Annotated in this window: 12 protein-coding genes; 3 read left to right on the top strand and 9 right to left on the bottom strand. The window is 52.0% G+C overall.

The window, feature by feature from the left end; all coding sequences use genetic code 11:
* Positions 1–196: 196 nt before the first annotated feature.
* From AC1RPZ_RS01755 to AC1RPZ_RS01745, 3 genes are all read right to left on the bottom strand, one after another.
* Entirely contained in the window at positions 197–1,006 is an 810-nt protein-coding gene (locus AC1RPZ_RS01755) for a hypothetical protein (protein ID WP_493134172.1), read from the bottom strand.
* Complete coding sequence (locus tag AC1RPZ_RS01750; protein WP_493134170.1) at positions 997–2,991, bottom strand: patatin-like phospholipase family protein; 1,995 nt, start codon at positions 2,989–2,991, stop codon at positions 997–999. The genes AC1RPZ_RS01755 and AC1RPZ_RS01750 overlap by 10 nt, the downstream gene beginning before the upstream one ends.
* A 570-nt stretch (positions 2,992–3,561) precedes the next feature.
* Positions 3,562–4,500: a hypothetical protein gene (locus AC1RPZ_RS01745; protein ID WP_493134168.1), complete on the bottom strand. Its 939-nt coding sequence runs from the start codon at positions 4,498–4,500 to the stop codon at positions 3,562–3,564.
* A gap of 228 nt (positions 4,501–4,728) precedes the next feature.
* Between AC1RPZ_RS01745 and AC1RPZ_RS01740 the strand changes: the two genes are divergently transcribed.
* Positions 4,729–7,119 carry a hypothetical protein gene (locus AC1RPZ_RS01740; RefSeq protein WP_493134166.1) on the top strand — a complete coding sequence of 797 codons (2,391 nt, stop codon included), beginning with the start codon at positions 4,729–4,731 and terminating at the stop codon, positions 7,117–7,119.
* Positions 7,120–7,190: 71 nt separating this feature from the next.
* Here the strand turns inward: AC1RPZ_RS01740 and AC1RPZ_RS01735 are convergent, their stop codons facing one another.
* On the bottom strand, positions 7,191–7,625 hold the full coding sequence (locus AC1RPZ_RS01735; protein WP_493134164.1) for a hypothetical protein: 435 nt from the start codon (positions 7,623–7,625) through the stop codon (positions 7,191–7,193).
* Between the two features lie 720 nt (positions 7,626–8,345).
* Here AC1RPZ_RS01735 and gapS6a point away from each other — a divergent pair.
* Both gapS6a and gapS6b read left to right on the top strand, forming a co-directional pair.
* Positions 8,346–8,687 carry a GapS6a family protein gene (gene gapS6a / locus AC1RPZ_RS01730; protein ID WP_493134162.1) on the top strand — a complete coding sequence of 114 codons (342 nt, stop codon included), beginning with the start codon at positions 8,346–8,348 and terminating at the stop codon, positions 8,685–8,687.
* Between the two features lie 20 nt (positions 8,688–8,707).
* On the top strand, positions 8,708–12,052 hold the full coding sequence (gene gapS6b / locus AC1RPZ_RS01725; protein ID WP_493134160.1) for a GapS6b family protein: 3,345 nt from the start codon (positions 8,708–8,710) through the stop codon (positions 12,050–12,052).
* Between the two features lie 183 nt (positions 12,053–12,235).
* Here the strand turns inward: gapS6b and AC1RPZ_RS01720 are convergent, their stop codons facing one another.
* The 5 genes from AC1RPZ_RS01720 to AC1RPZ_RS01700 form a co-directional block, all read right to left on the bottom strand.
* Positions 12,236–13,213, bottom strand: coding sequence for a DUF6216 family protein (locus tag AC1RPZ_RS01720; protein WP_493134158.1), 978 nt, complete (start codon positions 13,211–13,213; stop codon positions 12,236–12,238).
* A gap of 179 nt (positions 13,214–13,392) precedes the next feature.
* Complete coding sequence (locus AC1RPZ_RS01715) at positions 13,393–13,806, bottom strand: hypothetical protein (protein WP_493134156.1); 414 nt, start codon at positions 13,804–13,806, stop codon at positions 13,393–13,395.
* Position 13,807: 1 nt separating this feature from the next.
* Positions 13,808–15,853, bottom strand: coding sequence for a hypothetical protein (locus AC1RPZ_RS01710; protein ID WP_493134154.1), 2,046 nt, complete (start codon positions 15,851–15,853; stop codon positions 13,808–13,810).
* A 7-nt stretch (positions 15,854–15,860) separates the two neighbouring features.
* The gene (locus AC1RPZ_RS01705) at positions 15,861–17,600 is read right to left on the bottom strand and encodes a hypothetical protein (RefSeq protein ID WP_493134152.1); all 1,740 of its coding nucleotides are present in this window, start codon (positions 17,598–17,600) and stop codon (positions 15,861–15,863) included.
* Between the two features lie 137 nt (positions 17,601–17,737).
* Positions 17,738–18,988, bottom strand: a complete 1,251-nt coding sequence (locus AC1RPZ_RS01700; protein ID WP_493134150.1) for a tyrosine-type recombinase/integrase — start codon at positions 18,986–18,988, stop codon at positions 17,738–17,740.
* Positions 18,989–19,023: the final 35 nt, after the last annotated feature.

Raw genomic sequence — 19,023 nt, 5'->3', positions numbered from 1 at the left:
CGTCCTTATCGGTGAGGGGCGCTCAATTGGGTTCAGACAAGCCTGAGCAGCTCGATTGCAATACTGGATGACGTCACTCAGGCTTATGATCAGCGTCGCAAGCGTCATGAGGATTCAGCAAGCGCTCCCACACGGAGCGGTGCACTAAATCCAACGTGACTGTTCGGCCGATCACGTTTCCAGGGTGAATGACTGTCTAGTTATGTGTCATACCCACGTCGAAAGTAAGGCGCCCAAGGTCTTTGTATTTCGTACGTCCTGCTGACTCACGTTTCGCTGAATACTCAGGGTACAGTTTGATAGTTTGATTAATTTCTATATTACTTGAATCGAAGACCTTGCCCTCGAGGTACACGGGTTGCAAATTAAGAGCATGCATCCCGATCAACTCTGTCTGGAGGGAGCGATGTGTGCTGGCATTGCGATACGCTTCTGTGATGGCGTGGCCGTAAGTAATAAATTCAGCGGTACGTTCGCTGGTCTCGGCACTCAACGCCAATAGCTCTTTCCTTAAATCGGAAAGTTGTTGTTGCTTGGTTTCTTGGGGTACAGCATACCGCTCGCGGATAATTAACTGCGTCATGTTGGCGAAAAACTCTTTCACTTCTTCACTGGACACTCCAACATTGTGCGCATCGCGAGCGTTTTTTGAATCTTCACTGGAGTCAAAAAGGGCTGTAGTTCCCTTTGGTAGGCGGGCCATGACGCCTGGTTGCTTTATCCACGTGTCAAATTCTTTTATGTGACCATCAAACGGGATGGCCCGAAAACGAAGAGACTTGTCATCTAATTTTTTGAACAATGGGCGGGTCTGATCATTTTCGACCCAACCAGACTGTTGAAGTTGTTCCGCAACAGAAAGATAGTCCGCTGCATCTTGAGTAACCTCGCCTAGCCAATCACCCATTTGGCGCAGTTCATTCGGAACATTGTCGTCAGCGTGTACTTCTGGAGTCTCTATCTCAGAAATATCACCGTCACCGAAATCAATTATCATCAACGCCATTTGTATGTCTCCTGTCCGAAATCAGCAGCCGATCGCTTGTTATTATTTTTATCGACTTCTTGATCTAAATATAGCACGCGCTTCTGCACCGTTTCCACGAACTTACTGAAGGCATTTTTTTGCGCTTCGCTCGTCACAATCACAGGGATGTTCGACTCAATCACTACCACGCACCCCCTTGGCTGCTGTGGCACCGATGCCGGCTGTGACTCGGGGTACAGAGGGACTTTTGGAAACAAAGGGATGCAAATAATGAAGCAGGCATCACCCCAGATCTGCCGCTCAGCCAGCGCTTTTGGGGAGTTCGCTGATGTGAAGACTTTCGAGTACAACGCTTTTTTATTCCAGCAGTATTGCGCAATGTGTGATTTCACTTTGACGCCGAGGCTCGCGGCGTCTTTGTCACCCGGCTGGTATCCAGCTGTATAGGTCGTGACAAACGAGCCTGACTGCTCCAGGGCGAGGCCTACCCTGACGCGCGCTATCGCTTTATGTGGGGCAGCCCAAGCCAGCGGGCCCGCAGTCAACCTCTTCATGTCCCTCTGAACCAAAGCGGCGAAGGTTCGCAGCACGAAAGGCGATAAGGTCAGGTCAAGCATGATTGTGCTTTGCGTTGTTTGCCTTGCTTTCTTGGCCTCATCTCTCAGGACTAGAACCGGCTTGTCGAAGTCGAGCATCCCCAATGTTGTGCGTAGGATGACCTGTGACATTTTTCCTGCCGCGCGGGTATGAACCTCTTGTGAACCGTTCACAACGCTACCGACCACCGAGAACAACCAATGCTTATGCGTTGGAACGGGAGGCTCTCCGATGCTCAGCGCAATCGTAGGGATGTCCGGATCGTCCTTACGCTCCTGATCAAACGGCCAGGCAGGTAGGTTGGAAACCAATCCGCCGTCTAGAAATGTAGTCTCAACAGGAGTCGGTGGTTGGGTGTTGTGACGCTCGAACACGAGTCGCCAAGGTTTGAAGATGACAGGCAGGCAGATTGAAGCGGCCACCGCATCGGCGATGGCAACGTCCGGCGTACGCTCCACGCAAAATAACTCTAATGTTTCACCGTAGACGTTGGTAGCAACAATCTTGAGCGGCGGTTTTTTTGCCCTTTGGAGGTCAGCAAAAGTCACACCTTTATCTGTGTCCTTCATTAGGGTGATCTTGTTTCGTAATGCGTTATCAATGAAATCACGGACTTTGTTTACGGTTGTGATTCCTTTGAGTGCCTTCCACACGACCAACCCGAGAGTAATGATTACTCCGACTGCAACCCACATGGTGGTTTTCAACGTTTCCCGATCTTGAACCGCGACCCATTCCACCCCTTCATAGATGAGGTATCCGCAAAATGCCAATTTGGTAGTTGCGCTCAACAATCCGAAAAGTCGACGAAGAGCACGCTCGACAGGGCTGGGCTTTTTGCTTGGAAATAGCCAGGTCAGAAGTTTGCTTTCCAACGAGAGCAATCCTCCCCCTGCAGCAATGACCAACCTGGAAAATCTTAGAGCTTGCCAGCCCCAAAACGGGAAAAGGTCGGTAGGTTTTTTTACCTTTAATTTTGAGGGCAACGTTTCAAATAGATTTCCGTCGCCGTCTAGATTGAGCAGGTCTTTGCCTTTGTAACCGACAGCAACAAGCGCCGCGACGATGGAACCCGCTGAAGTACCCGCCACGCCTTTGATATCGAGATTCATGTCATCGAGCGCCGTCAGGCCACCCACATGCACGATGCCCTTTGCGCCGCCACCCTGCATGGCCAAAAAAACCGGTCGCTTATCCAGTTGCTTAGCTTTGTCGCCCTTGTTTGAGCGGTGGTGCTCATTCGACCTATGCGTCGCCCCAGCTCGCAAAGCTAGCCCTGATACTCCTGTACTTTTGAGATCTGATTCAGTAGGCAGTTCGGTAATAGTGGACTTGCGTTTTACTACCAAATCCTTACCACCAGCAGGCTTCGGATGCGCCGATTCCGTCATGTCGTCCTTCGTCATTCTGTATGAATACCCAATGGCAGCGATCCTACCCGATGAATGGTGGCTCAATGGCATTATTTGCAGTTTTTGGTCGACAATACTCGTGCGGATCAGGCGTAAGGGTGGAAGCACATCTGCAGGGCATTTGTTCTGATAGCGCCGGCACCGGTCGGTGCAAAAAAGGTAATGCCTGGATTACCAACGTACACAGACCCACAGTGGTCACAGTGACAAGGTCGCCTGCAACAAAATCGCCAAGTGAACCGATCTGAGGCTGCGCGCTTGAATGGCCTTGAACAGTACGGTAGGAAACAGTACCGGCTCTAGATCTCCTTGATCGTGCGTACTTGAAACTGGCGAAGTCTGGAAAAGTAACGCTTCCATCAGCGAGTGAAGACCGACGCTTGGTCGAGGCTTTGGAGAGACGTCGCTTTGTTAGCTCGAAGACGTTTGAAGACAAGCGTACCGTTGCATATGGCAAGCCCAGCGCGATTCAAGCGGCACTTGGATCGGCTGGTTGGCTGCCTTAAGTGCCACAGGGTTTAGCGCTGGCGCAGTCCTATTTTTAGTGCAGGAACACCATCATGATCACACTTTTGTGATTTGAGATTTCACGGCCAGCGTCAGGTTTAGGCGCCGATTGGTGTATGTCTTGAAGTACCCCTCCTTGGTGGCCTTGGTCTGGGTGGGGGCAGGGGCTTTCCATAAGCCGAATACGACGACCTCGTCGCCTTCATTTACCCCGTCAAACCAATTTGCCTTAGCAGCCCAGACGCTCACTTCCAGGCTGATGCCGTCGGTTGGTTCATTGGGATTCGCAGAGACCTTGAGTTTTTGGAGGTTCAGGACGTTCCGTGTGGGATCGTCCTTGATGGCACGGGTGATCTTGCCGACACGACCTTGGATGGCTACAGGGTACTGGTTTGTGCAGTGTGAGACAGTGTGATGGGCCGCCATTTGCCGAGCGTGATCGAAATAGAACTGATTCCAAGCCACCGTGGTGTTTCTTTCGAACACCAGTTCAAGGTATTGCTCGATGTCATGATCTTCATCGCACAGTGCGCGCAATTTGAGGACGCGCTGTGCAGTGTTGATGTAGGCGGTAAGCCGACCAGAATTCGGTGTGTAGTGCTTGGAGGCGCTGGGGGTTCTTTCCTCGGCGCCATCATCCTTGGAACGCATTGCGCTTTTTTGCAGCGCGTCCTTCACTGCGACCAGACGCATCCGATAGCGATTTTTCTGCACACTTTCAATCAGTCCCTCAGATGTACTGGCTAGCTCAACAATTTGCCTGTCGACGCCGAAGCGGCAGTTGGAGCCATGCTCTCCACCGGGTTGCAAGCGGAAAAAGGCACGAACACGCGAGGGCAGATCGTAATAATCCCGCGTGAAGGCGGCCACGTGACTAACTGCGGAGTCGCAGCGCTGACAGTGAAGTGGTTCTGCACCCATGCCCTTGGCATAGTCTTCTGCCGCCCATTTGATGCCATTGCGATCAAAGGCGTGGGGCATTTTGATACCGGCCATACAAATCCTTATGCGCTTGCTACTGGTCTGGCTTCGGCGTTGCCCAGCGAGACGGTTGCAGTGGTGAGTTGATGTTCAAGGTCAAAATTGGTCGAGGCGAGCAGTCTACTGGCCGAAAGCGCTGTTGCAACTGGAAGGGTGTCCGAATTCAGAAGCGCTCTGCAGATCGCTCGTGCCTCGTGGTTTAATCCACATCCAGGTGATAGGCAGTGCATGCGCGAGGGGCTGATGGATAAGGATCATGAAATGGAAATGGTTGCGGACGACCCTGATGATTGGCATCAGGTCGATGGCCCACATTCGTCCCGGGATGACCAGGTCACGGCAATTCTGGAGCACTGGCGCAGCGCCTGGAGTGACCTCAGTCGTACTGAGGCGGTGATTGCTCAAGGCCCTAGCTTCTCCCTTTGGTATTCCGACTTGAACGGCTTTGAGAATCCAGGCGCCTTTTTCTCTGCCGATGCGATTGATCAACTGATTCCACCTGAAGAAGTACGCGAAATGGTGCGTAAGCAGCTGGATGTCATCGACCATGCGCGCGAGATGGTCGTTGTGCTGGTACTTAAAGATGACGCAGGAGCGCAAGCAGCAGTAGGAGTGATACCCAAGACAGCAGAATGCAAGCCGCAGGCCTGGTTTGAAATGGCCAAGCTCCGAAAGACGTCCGTTGCCCAGAAAGTCTGGGTACCGCTTCGTGCCGAGTCAGTGCTTTGCAGGAATGGGGAGTATGGCTACGAGGGCTACCTTGAAGAGTATTCCGGGGTTGGCTCGGTGATGTTTGAACTGGGTCATCGTGACCAAATACACAAGCTTGGCTGGAGCGACATCGGTGGGAACGCCTTTTTGGGCGGCTTTGAAACCAAGTATGTCTGGCCAGATAGCCCGCGCTCGGCAGATGTGGAAAGTAGCGCCCCGCGTCAGAAAGAGTCTCAGCAGTCCGAGCCCGAACAAGGGGAATTGTTGGCGTCTTTCCGTGTGCCTTTTACTAATCTGAACCTTGCCCTAAGTATCCTGCCGACCAGGAGGGAACCCGCTACGTCAGTGCCTCCAGAGACCGCTTCGGAAGCTGTCAAACCAGCACAGCCGGAACGAATCACGACCTACTATTGGGCCGGTGATTGGGGTAGTCACCACTCTGATGCTGTCGGCACCGGGCTCGTGATCGACCAGTCATTTGATGGCGAAGCGCCCAGTGAGTGGCATCTGCATCAAGATTTCGTGATCTCCCTGGGGTTGCAGCGCCAAGGTGACAGCTGGCTGCGACCAGCGGAGGGCTTTCAGGAGGTCGTGAGGCTGTCGCGCGATGAGGCCGGTAAGCCCGTTCTTTTGGAGGTGCGAACTGAGCACCTTCGCGACTATTTGAAAGCGCGGAAAATGTATCTGCTGATTTCTAGCTTTCGAAGCCGCCAGCAGATCGTGTCGGATGCCTCCCATATCAACTGGGCTTCCGAGCTTGTGGAGGAGGTGACGGACGGGAACAAGTGGGAGGGTCTCAACCAGGCAATCCACGAAGGCGGAATGCCCTATGGTTCCTCAACCGGTGTTTTCCATGCATCTCGCACGGACATCGACTCTGATGATGAAGTGCCTGTTGCCGGATTTCCAAACGATGACTCCGTTGTTTCTAAATCGTGGTCGGTTAAGCATCAGGGGAGGAAACTGTACAGCTTGAGAGGTTCGCTATGGAAAACCGAAGTGGTCGAGCCAGGCCGGGGCAGCGAACGGGTAATGGGTGAGCCGGCACTCACAAAGGTAGATTTTGCGGTTGATGGCTCCGGGGAGCGCGTCAATGGTGATGAGCTGATTAACCGTGGCTGCTGGCTATGGTTTCGCCCGACGGTCTCGACTCTGCTCAGCAGTTATCGAGGCTTCTCATTGCGCTGGTATACCCGCGACACCGGTCTAATCGGCATCTCACGTGGGAATAGCGTGCATTTCGGTCTGAATGATCTCGGTCTTATCAACGTGTACGCCAAGGACATCGGCCAACTTCCGCTTTGGCAGCAGCGGGTATGGGCTGGGGCGAACGTGGCGCCGGATGGGGGCGTTTCTGAAGAGCTGCTGGCATCGCAAGCTAAAGCTGCCCCTGCCGATACCCAAGCCCCCGAGGCGCAATTGCGACCGGCCTACGACTTACTCAATGCGGAATTTGAGAAGCTCACTGGGAAACTCCTATTCGCGGCGCACCATGCGATTAATGACATCTTTGGCCGAATTCATCGGTTCCGGGCACTGGAAAAAACGGGAGTGCTCGAATTGGCTAAGGACTTGGCCAGGCTCACTGTTGAGTCGTTGGACGGAGGCGGCCTTTCAATACTGGCTGCTCCGCCTGCCAAGATGAAAGCCGGCTCGGTCAAGCACTTGGAAGCGGCGTTGCAAAAGGAGGTGAGCCAGGATGAGGCGAGAGCTTTGACGAAGGTGCTGGTAGGTATCAACGAGCTCAGGCAAGCAGACGCTCATCTACCTTCGTCTGCGTTCGGTAAAGCTTATGGTCTGGTTGGTATCGATCAACATGTCGACCCAGAGGTCGTGCAGGGTCGTTTGATGCTGGAATCGCTGGTTGAATCCTTGGTTCAAATGGCACAAATCTTTTCTCGATTCCCTCGCAAGAGCAAGTAAGCCAGCGTTTCAGGCTTGATGCTGCTCTGACCTTAGAGCTTTACGACTGCTCATCGTGAAGCTCTGGATCGTTAGCGAATGTTGAGACGCAGAATTCTGGCGATCACCAGCATTGCACGAGCCTGGAATGTGACCCAGCGGTAGGTCAGCTGAGGCGAAATCACCAGATGATAGCGGTCTTTGAGATCGTCTATTCGACTCAGTAGCTTCTGACGTTCTACTGCAGAAAGCCCTTCACAAGAAAGTTGCGCCACGAGTTCTGCGAGCTTCCTTTCATACTCTTCTGCCCACGCTGGTCTGAAACGGTTCTGTATCGTCTCCAGGCGCAGATAAAGGTAGGCAGCCATCGACAGTGTGATTGATGCACTTACAACCGTCAGGTCTCCCTGATTCCATAAGGCGGCAAGTGCCATACAAGGAGATGCGGCGACAAGCGATAGGTAAACTGAACGTTTGGGGGGATCGATCCCGTGATGTGACAGGGCATTGTTGAGCGCAGCAATCATGGTGTTTCCTCGGCGATGTAATACCTCAGAATCCTCTCACAAGTCATGCATGCGATCACCCGAAGTCATGGTCAAAAGCTACTGCCTCTGTTCGTGCTACCGGTGTGATGTTCTATGGGGCTGGAGTTACCATTAGCTGTCGACAAAAGGCAGGTGGGCATGGAACGCTGCCCGCGAACAGTACCGCTACCCCGTCCAGTTTTCCCGCTAAACGCTATCTGGCTTTAGGGCCATCCATACGTTTTCCAAGCCGCTGTCCAATTGTGCCCGGCAGCGACTCAGAAAGATTGGCAATAGGCGAAAAGGAATCATTGCAAAGTGGCTGCCATGCGCAGTCAAAGATTGTGGGTTTCACCGATACGGAATGCCCGGGTGTTTCGCTTGGTACTCGCGTCTGTTTCAATCCATTCTCTAGGAGGCTTATCCAGCAAGCAGCGAAAGGTTGATCCGGTATTTATTTGTTCGCCTTAGTGAGGGTCGCCTGACTGGGTGCTTTTCAGTGATAGCGCCGCGTCGATGGCTTCGAAAGACGTAATGCGTGTAGAAGGCAGGGAATAGATCCAGTCTAATAGGGGGGCGGCCAGGTGCTGAAAAAGCATGATGTTGCACTTCGTCCATCCCGCGTCTAACTGTGCACTGCATACGCATGGAGTTGGTGGGCATGAAGCAAATTCCCATCCTCAGATTTGTAAATTCACTTAATTCAAAGGAGCGTCCGAAATGGACTTCATCACTACCGGAATCATCGCAAGCTCTGCCTACGACGTCTTCAAGAACGGGCTGAAACTGAGTGCTGAAGCGCTCAAGGAGCGTTTGAGTCAATGGATCAAGGAGGATGTCGTTGCTAAGACTGTGGCTGAAGAGCTAACCAAACTGGGCATTAGTGATGAGATGAGCGAGGTAGCCATTACTCGTCGTCTGGATCAGTCGCCGGCAATGACAGGTTTGATTAGCGAGATCAATTCGAAGGTAGCGATCATTGCGACATCGACGAATACCAACGTGACGCAGACCCACACTGGCAGCGGTGACAACGTCGCCGGCAACAAAATCGTCAAGTGATCGGATCTGAGGCCGCGCGTTTGAATAGTATTGAGCAGACCCACAGCGGCAGCGGCGATAACGTCTTAGAAAAGAGGATCTACATCGAGGTCAAGTCGTTGGCTCCGTCTGATCTCGCCATTCCAATGGAGATGGTTTTCGAGAGTCTGCGCAAAAAAGACCTCGCTACCGCAAAAATCCAGATGACGATGCTGAGGGTGATGGCTCAGAAAGACCCTGAAGCAGCGGCGTTGGTCGAAGTCATTTCCATCTACGGTGAGCTGGTCGAAGCAACAGAGCAGGGCGCTGCTTGGACTGCGGTTTCGAAGATCGCAGCGTCAGCCAGTAACGCTATCGTCAAAGACGTCTGTCTAGCGGCGCTGCTGCGCCTGGCCCGTCGCACCGAGCGGGAGCCGGCGGCAATAGAGCATTACCTCGCAGAGTCTGCCCCAGGGCTGTATTCCAAAGAAGTGTTCCTACGCTCTTATGCTGATGAGGCCCAACTTGAGACGGCAAGTCGGCAATTCATCCTGTCGGAAGGTGAGCTGACGGGGATCGTTGAAGGTGCTCTTCGGCTGGAGCTGGTTGACTTGGCGATTCGTATGGCAAGGCGTCTGAGCGATGACCATAAGTCCTACAACGCCGACGTGCTTCAAGTGATGGCGAATGCCTCTGAACTCAATGGACATCTATCCTCACGGCATCTGTGGCTGAACTCGCCTGAGGTGAAGCAGCGTCTGGATGACCTCACCGTACAGGTCATCGAGCTCCTGGAGCGGTCGGAGGGCACCGACGTTCGCCTCTATAACATGGCATGTCCCATTTTCGAAACCTATCAGGGCTTGGCTCCGGCCGCATTGTTTGAGGTACTCAAAAAGAATCTCCAAATATTCGAGCCTATCCATTCCGAAACGGCAGCCAGATTCAAAGCCATCGCCGGAGACAGCACAAACCTTCCCCAATGGCAGCGAGACCTCTGGGGCGCCAAAGAAAGCCCGCAGAAGCGAACCACGTGGTGCCGTCAATTTCTTGCGGCAAAAAATCATAAGCTTGAAGAGGTGATTCCATTCATCCATCACGCGACCCCAGTTGAGATCGGCGAGTGGTTGTCCAAGGAAACACGGATTGACGAAGCGTCGGAAATGGAAGTTGCATTCCTCAAACTTGTCGCCCGCGCATTCCGCAGCGCTGAAGAGGACGATGACCTGTTGCAGCGAAATGAGTTGGCTCAACAGGTGGAGCTCTTCGTAAGCGACTGGGGAGACAAAATCTCAGATATCGCACCCGAACGAATATTCGAACTCGCTGAAAAGCTGTTCGATGCCAAATTGCCTCACAAGTCGATTGGCGTTACTTCTCAACTGATCCCTGACCACGCTTTGTGGCCGTCTCCCTATGTACTTATGCACCTGAAATGTCTGCTGGAGACGCAGCAGTACAAGACCTTTGATGATGTCGTGTCTCGGGTTACAGGGGCGGATACGTCACTCACGATCATGAGTTTTTGCTCGTTGAGAGATGAGCGGCTGGGTGACATCGCTTCGGCTATCAATATCAGTGACCAGATGATTACGCTTGCGCCCAGGGAGCCGCATTGCTGGTATCGAGGCTGTTACTTACGCAACCGCTATCGAGAGGAATCCGAACGGCAAGAGTTTCACGTGCGGATACCTGATTCCTTGCTGCAAGATCATTCGCGCGAGGTGGTGGCAATACTGTATTTCCTCACCAAAGCAGGAGATTTCAAGCGAGCAGAACCCCGATGGGTGGAATGGTTTATCCATAATCCCAGGGGGCTCGCGGTCGAGCTGGTGAATTTCCATTTTGGACTGAGTATCGGCGGCTGGAGCCAATTTGAGGTCTCGCCTGAGTTGGAGCAATGTAAGGCCGCTTTTCAGTTTGAGCAGGACGCAAGCACGATGATCAGGCTGATCGTCGATGATCATCAGCCTTCGAATGAGTGCACGTTGAAGGCTTCCAGCCAACTCGCGCAATTACTCCAACGATTGCCCATCGGCGAGAGCGCCAACTTGGGTATGACCAGCTATAAGGTTCAGCAGCACCTACCGCCCTATGTGGCTTGCTTGCGGCTCGCTCTTAAGCTCAGGCATATCCACAACGACGGCAGCGACTGCTTCGCGATGATGACAATGCCGTCGGACACTGAACTGTTTGTGCCTTTCCTGGAAGAGAAATTGGGTTTAGGCATAGACAACAAACAGCACCCAAATAGGGGCGACGGTATCCCTCTGTTCATACGTGGTCATGCCCTGTATCCGGACAATGCTTTTAAAGGAGCGCTGAATTGTTGGACTGACATTGCCATTCCTAAATCGTGGCTCTTCGCTGAAGGTGAAGCCGATCCCCAGGCAGTTGTGCTTGATGCGTATAGCATCGGTTATTTAGCCGTCACTGATCTGGCACAGCGCTTATTGAACACGGGCGTCTCGTTCATTTTGCCGGCCGCTACCAAGGAGGCACTCAGCCAATGGCTTGAGGAAATCACCGCCGAAAAATTCATGATGCTTGGCGTGACCGAAGGCGGCAGGCTGTTTCGCACCACCGCCTCAGATCTCCAAGCTCGTGATGGGCACATCCTTCAGACGCTGCGTTTGATTCTGGATAATGCATCCGTCGTCCATCCCGTTTTGCACGACACCGCGCTTGAGGTCTATTCGATCAGGGATGGCATCGACACTACGGTGTATGACGCGATGCAGCTATCGTTGGCCAACGACATTCCATGGCTTTGCTTGGATGGAGCGTTTGCCTCGCTCCATCATTCGACGGGATACAAAACTGCGAATGCGAATGCACTCATTGCGCGTGCGATGGCCAGTTCACCGTTCGACTTTGAGCACAAACGCCACGGGCTATTGCTTTACTCATTAGGCGCGCTTCCATTACCGCTTACCTTTGGCGAGATCCATCATTTGGCCGCGAACCCGAATGCACTGGCCGGGTTTATTTTGTTCAAAATCATCCAGAATCACAGGCATCAGATTTTTCTGAAAAACGATCAGCCGCTCTTCTTGCTGGACATGATCCTGACCCACCTCAGTAGTCGATTTCATTCGGGGAAAAGCCAGAAAGCGGTAGGGCCCGCGTATACGCCTTGGGTGACCTACACCTCACACGTTTTCAACCATGGGATGAGGCTCTTTTTGGCCGCCTTTGACGAGGGCACCGCCGAGTATCGGCTGGCAGCAGCGATGATGTACATGGGAGCACCGATCAGCTTCAACAAGCCATTCAAGGATTTTGTCATCGGTCATTTCATGCGGTTTGCTAGCGGGCATTTCATGGATCTTGAGGCGATCAAAGAGAACCTTAAGTCGCTGAGCGAGGTAATGAGTTCAAGCCCCGTAGATGCGGGTCAGCAATAGCTGCGAACAGAATGGCGTGTTGGCAGGTAAACGGCCCTGTGATCCATCAGGGCCTTTATTCTGCTTAGCCAAATTGGGGATCGCACCTCCGACCTCTCAGGTTGAATGCTCGGGGTGGCCCCATCATCGCACACCGGCTATTACATCAGCATTGCCAAGGTCGGGGCACTGCGTGAGGGTGTTCTAATCTGATCGCGCAGGCATGAGCGAAGGAGGATCGATAGCGGTATTGCTTGACCGTAGGGCACTCGAAAGGCCGTCGTTATTACGTCCCTCTGCGCCAGCCATTGTTTCAGTAGCAGGGCGCTCTGGTTGTGATTCATCAGTGGCCGGCACATCTTTTTTCAACGGTTCAGCGCTTAATTGGACATGTAATTTTATGGCCTCTTGTAGCCAAAAGAGCAGAATCCCAAGTATGACAAAGCATGCTCCGCTACCGATCTTCAGGATCAGAGCGTCCTTTACTTGGGAGTCGATGGACTCTGCAATGAATTCGTCGTTCTGCCCCAATACAAATTTACAGATAGCATCCTTCTCCCTGATGTCGAGTGAGATTTCGGGAGCGTCGGTTTGAATACAATCAGCCTGCTTGAGTCGCCAAGTATTGCCCTGAAGGATTTGGTGGAGGCCGAACGTAGAGCTAAACGCTTCATTGTTTCCGACCCAAAACCAAGTACCGGTAGCATTGATCCGTAGTAGAGCAAAGTCGCTCTTGTCCACGAATTGGCCGACCGCGAGCAATAAAATTCCCATCGCGAACCAGGTACCCCGGACTAGGCAAACCCGCCACAAACCCGGTATGTCGAAGCTCAAATTGTTGGCTTTAAAGTACCAGCCCGCCCGGCGTAACTCCGCGAACTCAACATTGTGCTCTCGCATCCAGCCATGCAACTGTGCCTTGGCTTTGACTGAGCGAAGATGGAATCCTGTCTTCAGGTTAAATTTGTTCAGATCGAGATAATCGTCGGCAATCTTTTGGTCGTCTGCGTTGGTGTACTTCCCCTCGAGCCCGAGCCACTTCAATAGCTGGTGAACCATGAAGAAAAACGATCGTGTGCGCCACCAGACTGCGCCGATGACGAATGCACCACAGACGATCGGCCATAGTTTGTAGAGGACGTCGAGCACATGCATCACGGTCGTGAAATTTTGTTCGGTCAAGATTTGACGACTCCAGTCAAACTGGTGGGGCGGTTCATTGGGGGTGTACACGTAACAACGTGCTTTTCGAGAGCACTGGCGAGGTAAATTGACTGTCGCTTCGGTGGATGCTTGAGTTTTTGCTCAGGTAATTGCTAGCTCCGGCGCAACATTACGTTGTAAGGCTGGCGCCCTTATTGTCATTCCTTGCGATCATGCTTGGGCAGGGGCGCATTCAGATCTTCGCGTTTCAAGCCATGAAGTACCGCATTATGAATAAATCGTCGCGCCATATCCGCCATCCCCTGCAACTCATTCTTCAGTTGATTGATCTGCTTCTGCTGTCTCGCAATCGTCTCTGCCGCAGCGGTGAGGCTTTTGGGTTTCGGAATACTCGCGAGCCTGTCTCGATTGGATGTGATGGCGGCTTTTCGGATTTTGTAGGCGTTGATCACCGCTGGCTTGTCCGCAAACGCCTGGCGCGTCGGGACGAAATCCAATACGGATTCCGAAGACTTGCAGATGGCATCCCAAGTCAGTTTTTTGTCGATTGGCCAATCTCTGATGAGGTTGGTGATCGCTTTCAGTTCTTTGGGAGTGAAGGCGCGAGGCATGTCAGTTGGTTTCCATCATTTCGTTGAGGCAGAGCCGCAGGTCGTCGTCATAGATCTCATCCAGAATGTCAGTGACTACGCTGTCTTTGTCGAGCTGCGGCTGCTTTTTGGCCAAAATTCTTTTCGCATGCGTGAAGTCTTTGCCTACCATCTGCACAGGACTGCCGTCTGGAATGTCTGGATTTTCGTGCATGGCCACGATTTGGTTCAACCTTTCCAGGTAGCGAATATGAGTTTCCACCCAGCGTGTGGCTGGCCGGTTTCCTGCCTCGATCTCTTTTAGGGTTGCTTCGAGGTTCTCTGCTACATGATCCCGTTCAACCTTGACGGCTTGAAGTGAGTTCTTGTGTCCTTTGCAGTGCAAAAGATCAGAGCAGTTGAGGCAATCGCCAGACTTCTGGCAGGCGCTCGTCGTCCAGGCATGCATGCAAATGCCGTAGCGCGTCGCAATAATCGCGCCCTTTTTGCGAACGTCGTATTCGGCGGCGGTAATCGGCTCTGGAGTCACGTCTGCAACAGGGATGAGGCCTTCGCTCAGCTTGCGAGCCTCCCGCTTAGGGTCTTGGTGGATATAGTCACGAGTCTGTTTGACCGAGGCTCTACCGCTCCACTGCGTAATACGCTCGATACTCACACCTGCTTCCTTAGCTGCGGTGTTCAAAAAGTGACGCAGCTGGTGCGATCTGATCGCAGTGTCGGGATATCCGTGCCGTGTTAAAAAGGAATCATAGGTCTTGCCGTTGACTGAGCTAACTTTGCTTGGAGCGACGCGCGTCGAATAGTAATGTTGGTTGATAGGGGTGAGCAGCACAGGACTGGTGGCTTTTTTTTCAGCCAGTTGATACCTCTGGAAGCAAAGTAACGACTCCGACATTTTTGGCGGTTTAACGGGATAAAGATCAGGGGCCACCTGATAAGGGAAGAATGGATTTTTTCGCATGTTATAGGCGCGAACGACTTCCCAGAGTGTATTAAGCGTCCAGCCTTCAAGTTGGTAATTTCCCACGAGGCGTTTCATCTGGGATTCAGCAGATTGTATGGACGGACGACCGAGTGCCTCCAACACCTGCTGCACCGTCAGAACCTGATCCGCAGGAACATCAGGTACTCCAGGATGAGGGTAAAACGATGTAGACCCACTCTCAAGGTATAACGCTAACTTCCGACCCTCTTGTGTAATGCTTTCAAGGCGCCTAAACGCTTCTCGGCAATGATCTGCCATTACCGCAGGGATACCTTTGGTGACCATCTTCTTGTTCTTGGTAGAGTAGTAGTGCAAATACCACTGGGTGACGCCATTCTTGTCTGTTTCGGATTTCAGGGAGTCCAGGCGTAACCGCAATTTCTCCGCGATGCGCATAGGAACGGACAATAGAGTCGCCGTAATGCTCGATACATAAACTGCTTCGTCGTCCAGATCACCGTGGTATCCGCGTGCGAAAATTTCTGCAAATGCCAGCAGTGCGTCGTCATCGGGCAAGGAGGCCTTCTCAGGCTTTTCGCTTGTCTTTAGCCCCTTAACTGAAAACGGATGCTCCCAGTATTTGAGACCGTGAGAGGTAATGTTCTGCTGAGCCACCGCACGCACGAGACTTCTGAGGGCCACTGCCGCGTTTATCTGACCCTTCTTTCGCTTCCTGATGATTTCTACCGCCTTCCCAAGATGCAGCGGCGATAACCGGGTTATGTCGGCATAGCCATCGACCTCAATCAGAGCTGCGCCGACAATCTGTACGGCAAGATAATCTACGCGAAATGCCTTCGAGGGATCGCCGCGCCGGCTATTGAGCAGATAGGCTTTGGCAAACTCCATATAGCCTGGCTCAAACTGCTGTTCCGGTGTGGGAGTGCGCGTTACGTGCAATTTGATACCATATTTCATGAAGCGAAGTGAGCCGCGTGGTGTGTTCCAGACGTTAGCGCTCCACGAAAAGCCAGGCAAATTCTTCCAAACTGGACTCACATGTTGAGCCTGGTGGATATAGTTTGCCAAATTTTGTTGGTTGGTTAACTGGGCTTTCGACTGAAATGGGATTGAATTGGTCATATTTATCTCACTCGCGCTCAGCCACAGGATTTTTCTTTCGTGATGAATGTTCTGGACTCTTTGGGTGCTTATTCGCCAAATTTTCCTTTGATTCATCGTTTCGTTGATCGTTGGGTTCTTGTTTTTTGAGCTCTTGTTTACGTGCGTCGCATAGCTTGATCACGAGCTTTACTGCTGCGATGTCCTTATCAAGCTGCAATGGGACGAGCATCCGCCTTGCCTTGCTAGGCAAATGAACGTTGTTTTCCTCCTCTTGGCGCTCAATCAATCTGATGAGAACTTCGTCATGTGGAGCATCGACCCATGGCTCAAATTTGGAGCAGCGATAGCAAGGAATAGGCACTGATGCTGAACAAAACCCGTGCTCGCCACAGCTACCGACACTGTGCCGTCCATCCAACTCAACTCTACTAGATGGGTCATTACCCCGTGTGGCGTCTGATTCTTTATCGCGAATCGAACCAGAGAACGCTTGAGCAAGTGGTGCCAAAATTAACTGCACTTCGTCATTCAGCAATCGTGCATCTTCAGCTGGATCATTGTAATAGTGATCAAGCGAGTTCGCACTTTCATGACCGAGCCAATACTGCAGAGTCACGCGGGGAATGCCCATGCGTGCGAGTTGCCTGGCTCGCGTATACCGCATCCGATAAGCAAATTGGCGCACTCGCTCTCCGGTACGCTGTGAAATAACCGGCGTGCCGTTGTCCCTACTGAGTATAGCTGCGATCCCCGACGAACTGAGATGCAAGTAAGACGTGGAAGAGTCATTTCCGAAATAGGGCTTCAATCTAGCGATTTCGGCTAAATTTGATCTATTAGGATCTTTTTGGAGAAAAGGTAGTTGATCACGTTCGCTTGGTGTAAGCTCGCGCTGAAAAATTTTTTCATGGATGGATATGGTGTCTGCAATTTGCAACTGACATAAATCCCAGAGGTCATCGCCCATCGGATGTATCTCAGGCTTCGATCCACGAAACCATTGTTCTGCATGCCGGTCTTTGGCGCCAGGAAAACTAATACGTTTTCCCGAGATACCATCAGTTTCACCTTCACATTGAAAGTCACAAACCTGAAGAGTCGCCATTTGAACTCCGCGCCTACCATATTGAGCATTCAGCAACAGAGCGGTTGTGTTGCGCAAACTAACTTTTCCGGACTCGTAATCCATCCAGTAAGTATCAATAAGGTCGTCGTATTCTTGAGTGGTATACCAGCTCTCCGTGGGGTCGTCAGAAGTGATCCTGATGCGAGCGCTTTTGGTGGGGCGCTTTAAAAAATTCACCACATCAATGGTTTCCGGACTTAACCCAGGGTAACCCAGTCGGTACCAGGTATTAAAAAGCGACCGGAGCGTATTGGCAGTCGCATCGCTCTTGTTTTCGATCAGTTTTGGGTAAGTCGTAGGAGTAAACTCTTTAATTGGATGGTCTCGAAGGGCTTTTTCGAGCGTCCCGATATTGCTCCTCAATGTCCGCGGCCCGCGCGAGCCACTTTGAGCGATTGCATTAACCGTAGATTTTAATCCGCTGACAGTTTGGCTGTCCATTTTCAGGATGCAGGTTACAACGGTGTAATAACTGTCGGCAAATACCAGTTTTGTGCCAGTAAATTCAACCGAGTATGCTCCTGTGTGCAGTGTTTCGTTACGGTCAAATCCGTCTAAAAGTTCGAGATCGTCTGGCAATAGATCTTCACGGCCTATAGGTTGCGTGAGCATGTCAGAGGTATCTGTTGCAGCGTTCATTTAAAGCTCCCGGGTAATTTTTATTGAGCGAAGGGGTGATTCTGGGGAGTGAAGATAATCTGTTAGCTTGTATTAATGGTCTTGGTGCGAGAGCACTGCATATTTAGTTAGATGTTTGTTAGCACATCGTCGTTGTTTCAGCTACTCCCGGATCGCTTGCGATCAGCTTTCTTTCTTGCAGTATCTGATGCAATCGTTCGCCCGTGTTCATTGGCAGACTCCTGAATGTTCCGCAAGTCATAGTCGAGAGCAGACTGAGACCCGGCGACCCATCCCATCCAATGCTCTCGTTCCTCTCGGGCTTTTTGGTCGCTTAAACCCCTCTTAACGCAGTCCTGAGAGAAACGGTAATTCCAATGGTGGCGTAGAAGGTGAGGGTGTAAACCGTTGAGCCTTCTGTCCCGTTTGATAATCACCGCCAGCGCAGATCGGAACGTCGCAATCTCGATTTCACGGCCTTGATTCTCTCCGCTCTTATGGTTAACGAAGATGAATGAGCCATCCTCGAAACCGACATTTGGGATCTCAGCACGGTACGTCCCCAAATAGGTAAACATCATCTGCTCAAGCTGATCCGAGATCGCAAGAGTGCGGCCGAGTGTTTTGGCTACGGGTTGATTCATCCGCCGGTCAAACTCATCGTCGTGATTACGCTCAATTCTGATGTAGGCGTGTTCTCCACCCGACGCTGGGATAAAGTCCGAGCACCTTAAACCCAGCAATTCACCAAGCCGCATGCCCGTGTCGTAAAGGATTCTCAAGGCTAGGGCGTTGCGAAACGCCAGGCCTAGCTTGAAATTTGACATCGGCTCTTTTGTTGGAGCAGGCGTCGCCACGTCAAACGATCCGAACAGCTCCAGCAAGGCGGCGTCTGCCGCATCGGTCAGTTTCTTGGCGATGCGACGTCTTTTTGCCCGTGCCGTCGAGCCGGACTTGGGTTTGCGCTCAGCCAATGCTGTCTGTAGATGCTTGATAAGAAGCATGTTCGATTCTGTGTTCGAGTCTGTTATCCAGTTTCCGAACAGCCACCCCAAATAGTCGATCAGAATGTCCAGGTAGTAGTTGACGCGTACGCCTTTGATTCTGGAGCCATCCCGCTCTTTCGTGTTGGTTGACAACGACTGAACCAGCGATTCCACCTCAGGTATTGTTAGCAATTTCTTAGTGGCAAACCTGTGATCCAAGTCGATCTTCTTTTCATTCGCCCAGTCATACAGTTTCTTCAGGCAATACAGGTGCACCCGCTGGGTATTAGCAGTGAGGCTCGCTAGGCACATGCTTATGTATGCAGTAGGGAAATACAGTGGAAAGCCATCCCCCTCTGTGTCCATGAGCAACGAGAAACGGCTGCCGTCCCTTGCTTTGTAGTCTCTTATCCTTAATGTCATATCTTTACACTTTTGGTCGGAGTTTGTGTTAGGCG

The organism is Pseudomonas sp. GW822-FHT02D10 (assembly GCF_058802345.1).
Note: the sequence above shows the minus strand (reverse complement) of the source record. Positions and strands in the feature narration are given on the sequence as shown.

Bases quoted from the DNA above. Each gene is read 5' to 3' on its own strand.
- AC1RPZ_RS01755 (WP_493134172.1), bottom strand. From the start codon at position 1,006: ATGGCGTTGATGATAATTGATTTCGGTGACGGTGATATTTCTGAGATA.
- AC1RPZ_RS01750 (WP_493134170.1), bottom strand. From the start codon at position 2,991: ATGACGAAGGACGACATGACGGAATCGGCGCATCCGAAGCCTGCTGGT.
- AC1RPZ_RS01745 (WP_493134168.1), bottom strand. From the start codon at position 4,500: ATGGCCGGTATCAAAATGCCCCACGCCTTTGATCGCAATGGCATCAAA.
- AC1RPZ_RS01740 (WP_493134166.1), top strand. From the start codon at position 4,729: ATGGATAAGGATCATGAAATGGAAATGGTTGCGGACGACCCTGATGAT.
- AC1RPZ_RS01735 (WP_493134164.1), bottom strand. From the start codon at position 7,625: ATGATTGCTGCGCTCAACAATGCCCTGTCACATCACGGGATCGATCCC.
- gapS6a (WP_493134162.1), top strand. From the start codon at position 8,346: ATGGACTTCATCACTACCGGAATCATCGCAAGCTCTGCCTACGACGTC.
- AC1RPZ_RS01715 (WP_493134156.1), bottom strand. From the start codon at position 13,806: ATGCCTCGCGCCTTCACTCCCAAAGAACTGAAAGCGATCACCAACCTC.
- AC1RPZ_RS01710 (WP_493134154.1), bottom strand. From the start codon at position 15,853: ATGACCAATTCAATCCCATTTCAGTCGAAAGCCCAGTTAACCAACCAA.
- AC1RPZ_RS01705 (WP_493134152.1), bottom strand. From the start codon at position 17,600: ATGAACGCTGCAACAGATACCTCTGACATGCTCACGCAACCTATAGGC.
- AC1RPZ_RS01700 (WP_493134150.1), bottom strand. From the start codon at position 18,988: ATGACATTAAGGATAAGAGACTACAAAGCAAGGGACGGCAGCCGTTTC.